8 protein-coding genes are annotated in these 14576 nt (G+C 39.8%); 7 read left to right on the forward strand and 1 reads right to left on the reverse strand.

Going from position 1 to position 14576, the window contains the following annotated elements; translation table 11 throughout:
- Positions 1-5: 5 nt before the first annotated feature.
- Positions 6-629: a DUF1318 domain-containing protein gene (locus tag CH365_RS10965; protein WP_100768599.1), complete on the forward strand. Its 624-nt coding sequence runs from the start codon at positions 6-8 to the stop codon at positions 627-629.
- 5 nt (positions 630-634) lie between these two features.
- The gene (locus CH365_RS10970; RefSeq protein WP_100768680.1) at positions 635-8224 is read left to right on the forward strand and encodes a TolB-like translocation protein; all 7590 of its coding nucleotides are present in this window, start codon (positions 635-637) and stop codon (positions 8222-8224) included.
- A 274-nt stretch (positions 8225-8498) separates the two neighbouring features.
- On the opposite strand, the gene CH365_RS10975 is transcribed toward CH365_RS10970, so the two are convergent.
- On the reverse strand, positions 8499-9575 hold the full coding sequence (locus CH365_RS10975) for an aminopeptidase (RefSeq protein ID WP_100768600.1): 1077 nt from the start codon (positions 9573-9575) through the stop codon (positions 8499-8501).
- Between CH365_RS10975 and CH365_RS10980 the strand changes: the two genes are divergently transcribed.
- The 5 genes from CH365_RS10980 (at position 9574) to purM (ending at position 14572) form a co-directional block, all read left to right on the forward strand.
- Positions 9574-10674: a S1C family serine protease gene (locus CH365_RS10980; RefSeq protein ID WP_100768601.1), complete on the forward strand. Its 1101-nt coding sequence runs from the start codon at positions 9574-9576 to the stop codon at positions 10672-10674. The genes CH365_RS10975 and CH365_RS10980 overlap by 2 nt on opposite strands.
- Positions 10675-10699: 25 nt before the next feature.
- The gene (locus CH365_RS10985) at positions 10700-12004 is read left to right on the forward strand and encodes a pyridoxal phosphate-dependent aminotransferase (protein ID WP_100768602.1); all 1305 of its coding nucleotides are present in this window, start codon (positions 10700-10702) and stop codon (positions 12002-12004) included.
- A 3-nt stretch (positions 12005-12007) separates the two neighbouring features.
- Entirely contained in the window at positions 12008-12799 is a 792-nt protein-coding gene (gene murI, locus CH365_RS10990) for a glutamate racemase (protein WP_100768603.1), read from the forward strand.
- Between the two features lie 70 nt (positions 12800-12869).
- The gene (gene lsa19, locus CH365_RS10995; protein ID WP_100768604.1) at positions 12870-13481 is read left to right on the forward strand and encodes an adhesin Lsa19; all 612 of its coding nucleotides are present in this window, start codon (positions 12870-12872) and stop codon (positions 13479-13481) included.
- Between the two features lie 53 nt (positions 13482-13534).
- Complete coding sequence (gene purM, locus CH365_RS11000; RefSeq protein ID WP_100768605.1) at positions 13535-14572, forward strand: phosphoribosylformylglycinamidine cyclo-ligase; 1038 nt, start codon at positions 13535-13537, stop codon at positions 14570-14572.
- Positions 14573-14576: the final 4 nt, after the last annotated feature.

Consider the following 14576-nt stretch of genomic DNA (forward strand, 5'->3'; position numbering starts at 1 on the left):
AACTTATGAAGAATATTCCAAAATCCATTATTATTCTTTTTGCAATCTTTCCCTTATTCGTGTATTGCCCGATCAAGGCTCCACCCATCACGTTCACTCAAACTCAAACTGCTGCAGAAAAGCAAATGTTAGGAGAGGATCGAAATCTAGAAAAAGACGGATGGCTCATCGCATCTATCAAAACTTCTTCTTCCGGTTCCGAAATCTGGGAAAGGGATCTGATCAAAGAAGAATTCGGGAATGCCAGTGATAACCAATTTTATATGGCACTTCGTATTCTAGCATATTTAGCAAGAGAGTTAAGAGAATATAGAAGTCTCGGAGTATTGGCAGAAGGGCTGGACGGAAAAGTCAGATGGAATCCTAAGATCAGAGAAGCAGGCGTGGATAAGATTTCCCAAGATCCAAAACAAAAATCTCGTATAGATGATATTGTTAAACTAACGAATGAAAATAGAGAGATCGTAATTAAGGAAAAGCTAAAGAAGGCGTTTGGCGATCCGAATCGCAACTTGGCTGAAAAAGAAAAAGTTTCGATCAAGGAAAGTATCCAAACCACCTGGCTTCGTTCAGTAGATATAGGAGAATATTACGAGGCTTCCGTCGGGAATTGGAAAAAGAAGGAATAAGGAAAATGAAACGGAGTATTTTCCTTTTACCATTTTTCTTCTTTTATTGCACCGCTTTTAAATCCTTAGAAAGGGTGAGGCCGATTGAATTTGATTATGGCCCTATTTCTAAAAACTATTTCAATCCGGAAAATGATAAACCGTTTCCTTTGACCGTACAAAGGGGAAATAACTTATATAATTCCACCACCGAGGATGGAAGATATCTTTTTTATACGACGGGACAAAAAGGAAACTATGATATTTGGTTTAGAGATCTTAAGAGTTCTATTGTGGTCCCTGTTACGGAACATCCTTCTTCTGAATACAAACCTGCGATCAGTCCGGACGGTAAAAAGTTGGCATTCGTATCGGAACAATATGACACAGCAGGAGACATCGTACTTTTGGAAATCGAGCCTGAGGTTTGGGCTAAAAAGATCCTAGAGGGAAAAAGGTTCTTAAGTGACGACTTTGAGTTTATCACAAATCCGGAATATTCTGATATTTCTAAGTCGGATAAATTTTCGGACTCCGATCCTATTTGGGGAAAGGATAGTAGAGTATTATTATTTTCTTCAGATAGGTTGACCCCGGGAACTCCGAATTTGATCTTATGGGATACAGAAGGAAAAGAGAAGCCGATCTTACTCACCCAATCCGGAGCGGTAAATCCATATTGGTCCCAAGATGGAAAGTCGATCGTATATCTTTCTTATGCCGATTCCAGAGAGGGTGAGATCTATTCCTTGGATCTTTCCACTAGAAAAACTAAAAGACTGACTAACGATTCTTATTTAGATTTCTCTCCCAGCCTGTCATCCGACGGAAGATATCTGTTCTATACATCCATTCGTTCCGATTCGGATGGAAACCGAAAATTAGACGAGAGAGATAATAGTCTGATCATTCGATTGGATCTTTCTGATATGAAAGAAAGAAGACTGACCTCTGGAAATTTTTCCTTATTCGATACGAGGTATTCTTCCTTTAATGGAGGAAGTATTCTATTCACTGCAGCCTATTACGGAACTTTGAATATTTACTTTCTTCCTTTGAGCGGATCTATTCCTAAGGCTTCCAATATTTCTGCACAATTTGAGCTCGCAAAAGAATACGGTAAAAAACAATCAATAGATGATTATCTATTGGCTTTGGATTCCTTGGAATTATATTATAAGGAAGATTCACTTTATCCTATTTTTCGGGCCAAAGTCCTAAACGAAAAATATTTACTCCATAAAAAGTCGGGCAAAACCTCTGAGATCAAAAAGGAGATGGGAGCTTCTCGTTTGGATCCTAAATGGGGCTTCGCATATGTATTCTATTTAGAATCAGAGAACAAGGGGATCTCGGAGATAAAAGAATATTTTTCTAATATTCGAGCTCAAGCGGATGCCCAGGTAGCGGGAGCGATCTTAGAAGAGATTGGAAATTTAGAAGAAAGATCCGGCAAAATAGAAGCAGCACTGAATTCAAAACAAGAGTTGGCTGCTCGATTTCCAGCTTATTATAATATTCACGAAATATTAAGAAATATAGGCTCACTACAACTTAAAGAAGCAAAAAAGAAGGACTGGACCATTCCTTCTACACTTCTGCAGGCAGCAAATGAGGCCGAAGCTCAGACAACGGAGCTTAGGAATTTATACGGACTTTTTGAAGAGCAGATCTTGGCGGGAAAATCCGACTCTGAAAAGATATCTCTCTCTGAGAAGATAGAATCTTCCAATAAGATCAAAGAACGTTCTTCTGTATTGTATAGATTTTTGATATATACTAAGGCAGCGGGGATTTCCGGGCAGGGAGGGTTTGCCGAGAGTAATTCTTTGCTGGAACCTTTATTGAAAGATATCACTCCTAAAGATCCGCTTTTTCTGAAAATCCATTTATTAAGATCTTCTAATTTTAAGGGTTTAGGAAGTGTACGTTATTCTTTGGAATCTCTACGCACATTTTTGGAGAATTACGATCATGATTCCGGGGTAGAGATCTCCGACAAAGAGATGGAAAGGTTCTTTATTTATTTTGAAAACCTAGCTCGGAACTATGAGAACAGATCTGATTTTTTCCAAGCTTCTCTCCATTATTTTTATAATACCGAGAATATGTTTCTGGCTAAAAGTAAAAGCCTCTTTCAGGACACCGTTTATAAGGACTATGCCATCTATTACCAGAAACTGATGGTAGATACTTCTTTCAAATTGGCGAGATCCGTGAGTGAAAAAAACGCCTCCAGTATTTTAGGAAATTTGAATCCTCTCGAATTTGATCCGTTGGATAAAAAAGACGGGCTTGTATATATAGACCAATATTTCGAGAAGGAAAAGATTTTGCCTAGAGCTAGAGCTTTTTTGGATCTTGCGACATTATACGGATACGCGTATTATCTTATCAATCGTTCAGTAATCCGAGAAACCTATTATTATAATTCCGGAACAATGGATCGGATTAAAAAAGAGGCGGCTCTTAGGGATTATAAACAGGCAGAATACGAACTTAGATGGATCATATTTGCAGAACCTACCTATCATGATGCCTACCAGCTTTTAGGCTGGTTATACCAATATGTGGACATTATGAAATCCAGAAAACCGAGTGATAAGGAGCCGGCGGATGAGGATAAATATAGGGATGAATATTCTAAATATTTTCCTGAAAAGAATTTTGAAGAGAATATAGAACTATATAGTCAGATTTTGGAATTACTCGGAGAAAATTTCCAAAACAAAAAAGCTCTTTCCGATCTGAGATTGAATTTAGGTAATAATTATTTTTTACTCAAGAACTATCCTAAGGCGGATGAACAATATTCGTTAGTAGAATCCTATTCTAATTATATAATATCGAAAGCACAATTCGAAGACTACAGGCAAAAGGCAGTCTTCTTATTTAACTCTGCGCGCGCCTCCATGTATATGTCCAAGTATGGAGATGCTGTCCGAAAATTAAAAAACGCCTCGGACATTTATTCTAAAAACGAATTTCTTCAATTATATTCCGGGACGGATTACGCAAAAAACCTACAAAGTTATAGAGAGAAACTAACGTTACTTAGGACTTTGACGGGTCTGTCTCACATGGAATTGGGGGAGTATGCACAAGCTCTTCCGTATCTGTCGGAAGCATTGGAATTAAACGAACCGTCTCGTTTGGTGGACCCGATCAATATCAGAAATGCATTGGCGATTTCTTATCAAAAATTAGGTTATATTTCCAAGTCGGAAGAAAATTTAAAAGAAGCGGAGAAGGAGGCGTATTCCCGCAAAACTCTTTGGCTGCCTAAAAAGGTGAGCCCTAAATTTTGGGAATCCGTCTGGGATTCCATGTGGGATTTCGTTTTTGAAACCGTACTCCCTGACTCAGTTCGTATTTCCGGTTCTGGTAGATTTCCGGAGGCTATCCCTCCCGTATTCCAACCGTTATTATCTTCAGGGATACGAGTAAATAATCTTATCTTAGAACAAAACTATCGTTTGGCTGCGGAAGAAACGGACAAACGATTGGAATATGTAAATAGGAAGGGTTTAAGTAAAACATTAGCAGGACAATTGATCGAGTCCCAATCTTATGCCGACCTTGGATTTTTTCAGTATAAAAGAAATGAATTCGAAAAAGCTAAACTAGCATTTTTAGAAGAGAATGAGTTTCTGAAAGACTCGACAAATCTTTCCGGAAGATCTATAGGCAGTTTTAAAAGATATTTATATTCCTTGTTCGCTTCTATAGAAGCCTCGGCTAAAAAAGATAGAAACGAATACTCTGAAGAATTAAATAACGCTCTGAAAGAACTGGACAGTTTCAAAAGAGAATCCATGGAAAACTGCCTATCTTCCTGGCCAGAAGACCTGTTAGAGGGAAATTACGTATGTTCAGAGGCGTTTTATAAACAATATTACGATTTTGATATATTAAAGGCAACAGTGCTTTATTATTCCGGAGAGGAGGATTTTAAAAAAGGAGAATGGTCGGAAGGTTTTGAAAAATTGGGAATTTCGTCCTCATTACTTGAAACTCCTTCCGGATTGCCAAAAGAGATCGTAGGACTCTCCAAAGACCCATTCCCAAGAAAAGAAAGGGTATTGCATTTTTTAAGCAGAGCCAGTGTTTTTTATAGACTGGGAGATTTAGAAAAAGCGGAAGAATGTTTAAAATCTGCGGAAGAAATGGCCAATGTATTTTATTTCGGCGCTGAACTCATACAAACTTGGGTTTTGCAGGCAAGACTAGATTTAATGTCTAAAAGGCCGGATCAGGCAAAAATAAAATTATCCAAGGCGGAAGAACTTCTTAGAAAACAATTCCATTTGATTTCTGATAATAAAAGTTTTCTGCTAAGAGACTTGTATGAGACTAAAATCAGAGCAGAGCTCGATTCAGGAAATACGAATGTTGCATTTAATGATTGGGCCAGACTTCAGAGGTTATTAAATTTTCGTAATTTTCAAAAAGGAAATTGGGAGTTTAGAGAAGCCCGAGCGGAATATGTAAAATTCGAGTCCGATTGGAAAAATTATAGAAATACTTATTTTAAATATCAAATCGCTTTGGAGACCAGGGGGGATATCAAAAAAGAAGAACTCACACTTGCACAAGCTGCTTCTCAAGTTTCCAAATCTTTGGAAGTTTTAAGATCCAAATTTCCTCAAAAGGCAAGTTTCTTGGACCCTTTTGGCGCAGTTGGAGAGGCGACTTTAAAACAGAATGAAACTGAAATTCGTTTATTAGAATCCAGAGGAGCAGTATTTGCTCGGATTAAAAATACTTCTTCTTTAAAATTTCTCAAATTCGAGAGCGAATCTAAGACGGAGAGTTGGATCAAATCCAATTTCGAAAATTCTGGTCGAAATCTTGTTTTGGACCCTGGAAACACTTCCGTAGGTGAGACATTACATTCTCAGGTTTCCGGGATTAGTTTTAAACTTTTTTCTTCCGCTTCAAGCGGAGAAGATAGAACTCCGAAAGTAATTTCTTCTTTTTCTCCGATTAACGGCTGGAATTATAGAAAGGTAAATTCTGATTCTTGGACGGATATATTAGAAGATACTGATATTATTGTGAGCCCTTTTCCTGAGATTAAAGGAGATTCGACTTTTGGAGAAAGAAAGAAAGATACTTTAGAGCTCAGAGAGATTTTTTCCAGAGAACATAGATTAGGTGCAATAATATTTACGTATTCTGAGAAGCCGAGCTGGCAACAAATCTTAAAGGTATATACGGGACTCGCTGGTTCTGGAGTAAATCTAATGTATGTATGCCCTGGAGAATCTTGCGTAGAGGAATCTCTGGAAGAAATTTTTACAGGAAAAGTATCTAATACCCCCATTCGTTTTGGAAGACCTTTCGAAAAAGCCGGAAATAAAAATATAGAGGCTGAAAAACTTTTCGCTAAGTCCAGGAAGAATGAAAGAATTTCAGACTCTTCGGAAGTGTTTTCTGATCTACATAGAGCTCGTTCTTATGCAGAACCGAATTCTAATTTAGCCCTGAAAATTGAATCGGATTTGTTAAGAGCGTACCAAAGATTAAAACCAAATTTTTCTTTGAGTAAAATTTTCGCCTTACGTTATGAAAATCGTGATCTGAATTCTCAGAAAGAATTGGGGTTGAACCTCTGTGTGTCGAGATTGCTGGAAACCGAGTATAAGGATTGTGACGAAATTTCTTTGCCGGAAGCTAAGAATGAAATTTTAAATGGAATATTTGCATTAAAAGAAGGGAAATATCCAGGTAATTCTATCAGTTCTAATATATCTGCAGACAGGTATGATCCATTTTTATTTAGATTAAAACTTTCTAATTTAGCTTTGGAAGCATATTATCCTGATCTAGCTTCTTCTCAACTGGGGTTAGCAAGACAATTTATCTCTTCAGGATCGGATCTGGAGACTTGGAAAAAAATGGAGACTCGGATTCGAAAAGAAAAAGCTCTTTTGGAAGAAGATGAAGATTGGTCTGAAGACACAAATCAAATCGAATTGGATCCCCAGGATAGAAATTATCCAAGGCATTTAGCATTTTTAGAAAACCGTAAAAAACTCGGGCATCGGATTTCTCCTCTTTCTTTGTATTCGGAGATTCATAGCTCTTCTAAGATATTATTCCAGACATTAGATGCGGAATCCAGATCATCCGTGTTGGATCTACTGCGTTATTCGCTTCCGGAAGAAACCGGAAAGGAGATGGAGGAATTTTTGAATTCTTTCGTGGACCTGGAGAAACTTAAGAAAAATTTTCCAAGACAAGCAAGAATCGCACTAGAATTCGGGAAAGCTTATCTTTCCCGGGGGGACTACGATAAAGCAAAGTATTGGATCTCCAGATCAAAAGGAGTCTCCGACGATTTTTATTCTTCAGAGATAGAATTTATTAATTCTAAAATTGCCTATTTGGAAAGTAGAAAGCCAAATGAAATACCCGAATCCGGTTTTTCTGAATATCTATTCGAATATAAAAATGCCGCTTCTAAAAAGTCTTCCGAGTTTGTAGATTTAGCGAATCGTTTTGTTAAACATAGAAAAAAGAAAAAGTTTAGTCCGGCAGAAAGAAGAGAGCTTAACGATTTTATAACATATTTGCAGACACTTTCTTTTCAACAAAACGATTCCGAGACATTCTTTGATTTAGGATTGATCAAGGACAAAATTTCGGCAGTTCGTTCCGCTTTGTATGGACGTCCCGTTTTTTATTCTGATCTTCCTAATTTTAATAAGGTCTCCTTTTTATTGGAAGAAAAGATCCCGGAGAACCAGGAGTTTTTAGCTTTGATGGATCTGGGGTTAAAAACTTTCTATATCAAATTTACGAAAGGTAAATCTAAAGGTGATCTTGCTTTCAAGGATAATCGTAAGGTAAGAGCTTCTATCTATAAATACAATGAAGAAGCTGATAAGGGCGGAGCTGAAGTTTTATTGAGGGAGGCTTTGGAAACAGAGATTCGTCAGAATATTCGTCCCTCTAAAAATAAGACCACGTATTTGTATCTTTCTTCTTATCATTTTTTAGCTCCAATTTTGCCTAAGTCGGAAGAGGAGATCTATTATGTTGCAGATCCGGAAACCTTACTTAAAAATCCGATCCATAAAGAGAAGGATGAATTCTGGGATGGGTTCGGGATTATCACTAAGGATGATCCGAATTCTCCGGATTGGTATTCTCAATTGGCAAAACTAGAGAACTTGGAACTTTCTCCTAAGGGGAATCCTGGAATTACTCCTTTTCATGTGATTCGAGTTCCTTTGGTAGAAGATAAAGAGAAAGGTATCTTGTTTGGAAATCGATTGGTTGCTGAAGTGGAGCCAGGCACTTTACAAGGTGTTTGGATATTAGCTTCTTCTTTTTTGGAAGGTTTTGGGAATGCTTCTTTGAGTTTAAGAGATTCGTTATATTATTTGGGAAAATTCTGGAAGGGACCGGGGATAGTAAATCTTGGATTTCAAACAGATACTCATAATTCAAAATTCTTAAAGGAGATTACTTCTAGAAAAGAAGATTCTAAAACTTCTCTTCGAAATCGTTTTTTGAAAACCATGGATACTATGAGAGAAGTGTATCCGGTTGATAAATATTGGAACGGATATCGATTGTTTACTACTTCTTTTATTTCGAAGGAGTAGGGATTACCTGCAAGGGATCGAGCCGGGGTCATAAAAATCGCGAATGCGGTTTTTTGACCGGAGGTGAGAGCCCGACCTGAGCGTAAGCGAGGGATGCGGCCATCATTCCTTGTTGGAGGTCCAACACTGGGATTGAGATCGCCCCCGCCCAGCTTCGGGTGGGGGGAGTGGCTTGTGGGAGAGCGCTTACGCGTATATCACAAAATTCGCATCTTTACAACTAAATTTCGCAGTATAATCTTGTTGGAGGTCCAACATTTATTCTCGCGAAAAATCATTTCTCTTCCAGCAATACCTTTCGCTCTTCGATTGTTTTCTCTTTTAGTTTCCTCATCTCTTCGTGAAATTTAGAAAAATCTTTTCCAACTTCCAGAAACCTTTTTCTAAAATACGGAGTCCCCGAATTGTATCGAAGCATCCCGATGAAGTCTTCGTTATTCCAGTCTCTTTCCGAAAGTTTTTTGGAATTGATCTTGGCCCATTTCGTTTGGAGAATTTTTTTGCGGAAGTCGCCGATGATCTCCGTTTTTTTCTTTAGTAATAGATCTTCTGTGCCGCCTTCTGAGTATGCGGCCTTAAGTAAATTTGCAGTTTCTATAATTAGATTTTTATAAAGTTTAGTTTCTTCTTCCGATTTTTTTCTTTCCGCAAGCAATTTCGGACCGCCGATTTTCAGGACATACTCGTCCGAGCCTTCGTCTTCTACAAAACTCGCATAACTTTCGTTAAATAAAGAGTCTCCTGGAAAATAGACTGTCGCATGTGCCATTTCGTGAATGACTATGGAGGCTAGATCACCAGGATCTTCGTAAAGTTGGGATGAGAATAACGGATCTTCGAACCATCCCAATGTAGAATATCCGGCTGTGATCCGTATTCTTGTATCGAAACCTTGTTTTTTCAGGGATTGTTCTTCTTCTTTCGCTTTCTCTAATGAAAAGTATCCTTTGTATGGAACCGTGCCCGCGATCGGGAACCACCAAGTATAGGATTCGAATCGTAATGGATGGCAAGCACTTACATGCCAACCGATTGCAGGTCGATCCAGTTGCACAAAACTTTTAAATCCACCTTCAGGTGAAAGTGCTAATTCTTGGATGCCGAATTCTCTGATCTTCTCCACCTCTTTCAATTTTGATTTGGTGGTCTCCGGTATTTCAGGATCGGCTAAAACTTCGGAGATCGCTTTTCTTTGCAGTAGGATCTTTGCCTGTTCTTTTCCCAGATGATATAGATAAGGAATACATCCTTGGCCGGAAAAGAATAGAAAAAACAAAACGGGTATTCCGGAAAAGAATCCGAGTCGACGATTCTTTCCGTTAGGTAGAAGGTGGGTTGAGTCTGATTGCATGAATATTAGCCTTCCTAAAATCGTTTGGATCAATATCGGACTTTTGGTTTTATTCCTATTCGTCCTCATTCTTCCGGGAGAAGGAGGTTTGTCCTCCTTTTTCCGTGGTGGAAAACCTCTCGGTTATTCCGACCAAAGAGCCGGGATCCAATTGCAGAATGCTTTTCGAAATGTTTATAATTCTGCAAAGGATTCTGTAGTTTCCATTCGGACTAAAAAAACGGAAGCGATTACAAGTCCGTACCAATATTTTGATTACCGGACTGAAAAACTTTCCTCTTTCGGAAGCGGATTTCTGATCCATGAAAAAGGATATGTTGTCACAAATTTTCACGTTATCTTAGATGCGGAAAGTATAGAAGTAATCGCTTCCGATGGTAGTGTTTTTCCGGCTAAATTTGTAGGAAGCCATGAAAGAGCGGATATTGCTCTTCTGAAAATTAAAGAAGGAAGCGGACTTAAGCCTGTTTCTTTTGGTGATTCTGACAAAATTGAAGTAGGGGATTGGGCGATTGCAATCGGCTCTCCTTTCGGTTTGGAAAGATCTTTTTCAGTGGGTGTGGTTTCCGCAAAATATAGGGAAGATCTGGATGAAACCGGTCAAACCCATATCCAAACAGATAGTATGATCAATCCAGGTTCCAGTGGTGGCCCACTTCTCAATATTTATGGAGAAGTGATCGGGATCAATCGTCTGATCCGAAGTGACTCTGGTAGGAACACCGGCATCGGTTTTGCGATCCCGATGAACTATGCCAAAAAGATCATCCAGCTGATCGAAGAGAATAAAGGACGGATTATCCGTCCTGCCACCCTGGGAGTGATGGCGACTGTCCCGCTTCCGGATCATAGAAAGGCTCTCGGAATTCCTGCGGATTGGAATGGGGTCTTAGTATATGATATGGATTCAGGTTCTTCCGCAGAAAGTTCCGGTTTAAAACGATATGACTTCATTATGGAAGCAAACGGAGTCCAGGTCAAAAATATTAATGATCTGAGGGAACAGGTCGGAATAGTAGGATTAGGCGGCAGGTTAAAACTTAGGATCTACAGGGAAAAATCCCTGCAAGAACTGACCGTTAGATTGATACAGAAATAATTTTTCTAAAATCATAAGGCTAGACATGAGAAGAAATATCGTTCACAGCGGTGCTGATGCTCTCATTTACGAGATCCGTCAGATCGTAGGAGTCGCTAAAAAGTTAGAAGCTCTCGGAGTTCCGATTACTTACGAGAATATCGGAGACCCCATCCAAAAAGGAGAGAAGGTCGCCCCATGGATGAAAAAAATCGTTTCGGATCTGATCCTCGAAGATAAGTCATGGGCCTATACGGCTACCCAAGGATTTGAGAAGACCAGAAATTTTTTAGCAGATAAAGTGAACGAAAGAGGTGGAGCCCAAATTACCGCCGACGATATTTTATTTTTTAACGGACTTGGTGACGCAGTCGCTAAAATTTTCGGCTTCCTAAGAAGAGAAGCTCGAGTCATTGGGCCAAGTCCTGCATACTCTACACTTTCTTCTGCGGAAGCGGCTCATTCTGGTTATGAGCATATGACTTATAATTTAAATCCGGAACAGGGTTGGATGCCTGATCTGGAAGATATAGAGAATAAGGTCAAATACAACGATTCTATCGCGGGGATACTTCTTATCAATCCGGATAATCCTACCGGCGCAGTGTATGATAAAAACGTAATGCGGGAAATCGTAAAAATCGCGGAAAAATACGATGTAATGCTTATCTGCGACGAGACTTACGCTCATGTGAATTATTCCGAAACGGGGACCATTCATCTTTCAGAAGTAATCGGAAATAAGGTGCCTGGAATGGCTCTACGTTCCGTATCCAAAGAATTTCCTTGGCCTGGTGGAAGATGTGGTTGGTTGGAGATATTCAATAAGGATAAAGATCCTGTTTTTGCACGTTATGCAAAATCTCTCTTGGATGCTAAGATGCTGGAAGTATGTTCTACCACTCTTCCTCAGATGGCAATTCCAGAAGTATATTCACATCCTCAGTTTCTTCCCCACTTAAAGGAAAGAAATGAGAAGTTTAAGAAGAAGGCAAAACTTGCCACCGATTCCTTTAAAGGACTCAAAGGTGTTACCGTAGTAGAACCGAAGGGTGCTTTTTATCTCACTGTTGCATTTGATAAGGGAATACTCGGAGATAAGATGACTCTTCCTATCTCTAATCCAAAGGCGGAAGAATTTATCCGCCCTCTTCTCGGGAATTGTGCTCCGGATCGTAGATTTGTTTATTATCTTCTGGCTTCTACAGGGATTTGTGTGGTTCCACTTTCTTCTTTCTGTACGGATAGAGACGGTTTCAGGGTCACTCTTTTGGAAGAAGATGAGGAAAAATTCCGTTGGATCTATAATACTTTGAGAAAGAGTATAGAGGATTATACTACTTCCGTTTAGGATATGATAAACAATAAAGAAAGAGTTCCTAAGATCGGGGTAATGGATTCCGGAATGGGAGGACTTTCCGTTCTAAGGGAACTCTTGGATCTTCCGTATTCTGCGAATTTTCTTTATTATGGAGATCTTGCGCATGCTCCTTATGGGGAGAAGAAGACCTCCGAAGTTTTTGAACTAACTCATAATGTGTGTAATGTCTTCTTAAAAGAAGAAGTGGATGCGATCCTTCTCGCATGTAATACCGCAACTTCCGCTTCCGCTTCCAAACTTAGGGAAGAATTATCCGTACCTGTATTCGGTATGGAGCCTGCGATCAAACCTGCCCTTCTCGCACATCCGGGCGAAAAAATTGCGTTACTCGCCACTTCTGTTACTCATAGGGAAGAAAAATTGCAGGAATTAAAATCGGAATTAGGTGCATCCGAAAGAGTAATTCACCTAAATTGTGATGGTCTTGCAACGCTCGTGGATCATGGAAAATGGGAAGAAGCCAAACTTCTTCTTAAAAACATATTAAAAATCCCGCAAGGACAAGGAATTCGTGCTCTTGTGTTGGGATGCACACATTACGTATTCCTGAAAAACGAAATCAAGGACCTATATCCCGAGGCAATTCTTCATGATGGGAACCAGGGGACTGTCCGCCATTTAGTCAGATCGCTTCATTTGGATGAAAAAGAAGGGCAGCCGAACTACACTCTGTTCTTTTCTTCCGATACAAATCGGGAAAAAGCAGAAGACCTTGCCTCCCTATTATTGCAAAAGGGCTCCGGATCTCATCCCCATAATAAGTAGAAATTTTTTTCCTAAAGAGTATTTTTTTGGTTCCCGGTCTAGACGCTTTGTATTAGCTTTATGAATCCGTATGAACCCTAAATCCCTATCAAAGCTAGTTATTATCTTATTAGTTCCGAGCCTTTTGTTCTTCTGCAAACCTAAAGAAGAAGAAACTACGGATGCAATTGTCTCTTTTCTCGTAGGAAAAGCGACCGCGGAAAAAGCAGGCTCGGTTCTGAAAGCAAACGATCGTATTGTGGAATCTGAAATCGTAAAAACGGACAAAGATGCCACTCTGGATTTAACCACTACTTTAGGGACAGTTCGACTCTTGGGTGGTTCCGAGGCTTCTATCGCAGCCTTAAGAGCCGATCAGAATTATATTAAGATTAACTCAGGCAATATTTTGGTAAAAGTCGCCAAACTGAAAAAGAACGAATCTATCTCCATTGATACTCCTACAGTGGTGGCTGCTGTCAGAGGCACCCAATTCTGGGGCCAAGTAAATCCCGCCAATGAAACGGGAACATTCGCAGTTCGCGAAGGTAGTGTCCAGATCACCAGAAAAGACGATGAGGCCCGAGTTTTGGTAAAAGCGGGAGAAGCTGTGGACTTGGGACCTGGGATCAAGGCATTAAAAGTTCGCCCAGCTGCTGCTGGAGAGCTTTCTGCAATGGAACAAATCGACCAAATGAAATAGCTTTTTTTCTGGGCATTAGACCCGATTCCGGAATTCTGTTCTGGAGCGGGTCCATGCAAGAAGATATTAGTTATAAATCCGCCGGAGTCGATACGGAAGCCGGCCAAGAATTCGTTAAAAAGATCAAACAAAACGTGGAATCCACCCATGGCCCCAGAGTTCTCGGCGGGCTTGGAGGATTTTCAGGCGCCTTCGACGTTTCTTTTCTCAAAAATTATAAAAACCCTATATTGCTCAGCGGTACCGATGGAGTCGGGACTAAGGTAGAACTCGCTCGCCTATTCAATATTCATGATACGATCGGTATCGACCTGGTCGCTATGTGTGTGAATGATATTCTTGTCTCGGGTGGAGAGCCTTTATTCTTTTTAGATTATATTGCCTGCGGTAAATTGATCCCGGAAAGAATGGAAAGAATTGTCGCAGGAATCGTAAAAGGTTGTAAACTTTCCGGAGCGGCACTTCTCGGTGGAGAAACTGCAGAACATCCCGGTACCATGGACCCGGACGAATACGATATAGGCGGATTCGTTGTGGGTGCCGTGGAGAAGGATGACTTAATCGACGGATCCAAGGTCAAAGCCGGCGATATCGTTTTAGGTTTGGAATCTTCCGGACCTCATAGCAACGGATTTTCTCTCATTCGTAAATTGTATTTAGAGGGAGGAAGAAAACTTCCCGCAGATCCGGAGTTAGTCGGCTTCTTAAAAGAATTCGCACTTCGTCCTACAAGGATCTATGTCCAAAGTATACTGAACCTAACAAAGAAAGTTGAAGTGAAAGGAATGGTACATATCACCGGAGGGGGTTTTTATGAAAACATTCCTAGAGTGTTGTCTGATTCCTTAGCGGTGGAGATCCAAAGAGAAAAACTTCCTGAGAATCCGTTCTTTGCTCGAGTTCAAAAAGATTTTCCTTCTTTATCCGAAAAGGAATTGTATTCCACTTTTAATATGGGAATCGGATACATAGTCATTGTTTCTCCAGAGTCTGAATCCGACGCGATCTCTGCCTTGGAAGAAAAAGGAGAACTGGTTCACAAAATCGGAGTAGTTACTTCGAAAAATAAAGAGTCTGTTCTTTTTGTCTGAAATT

This window comes from Leptospira neocaledonica (genome assembly GCF_002812205.1).
Lineage (GTDB): Bacteria > Spirochaetota > Leptospiria > Leptospirales > Leptospiraceae > Leptospira_B > Leptospira_B neocaledonica.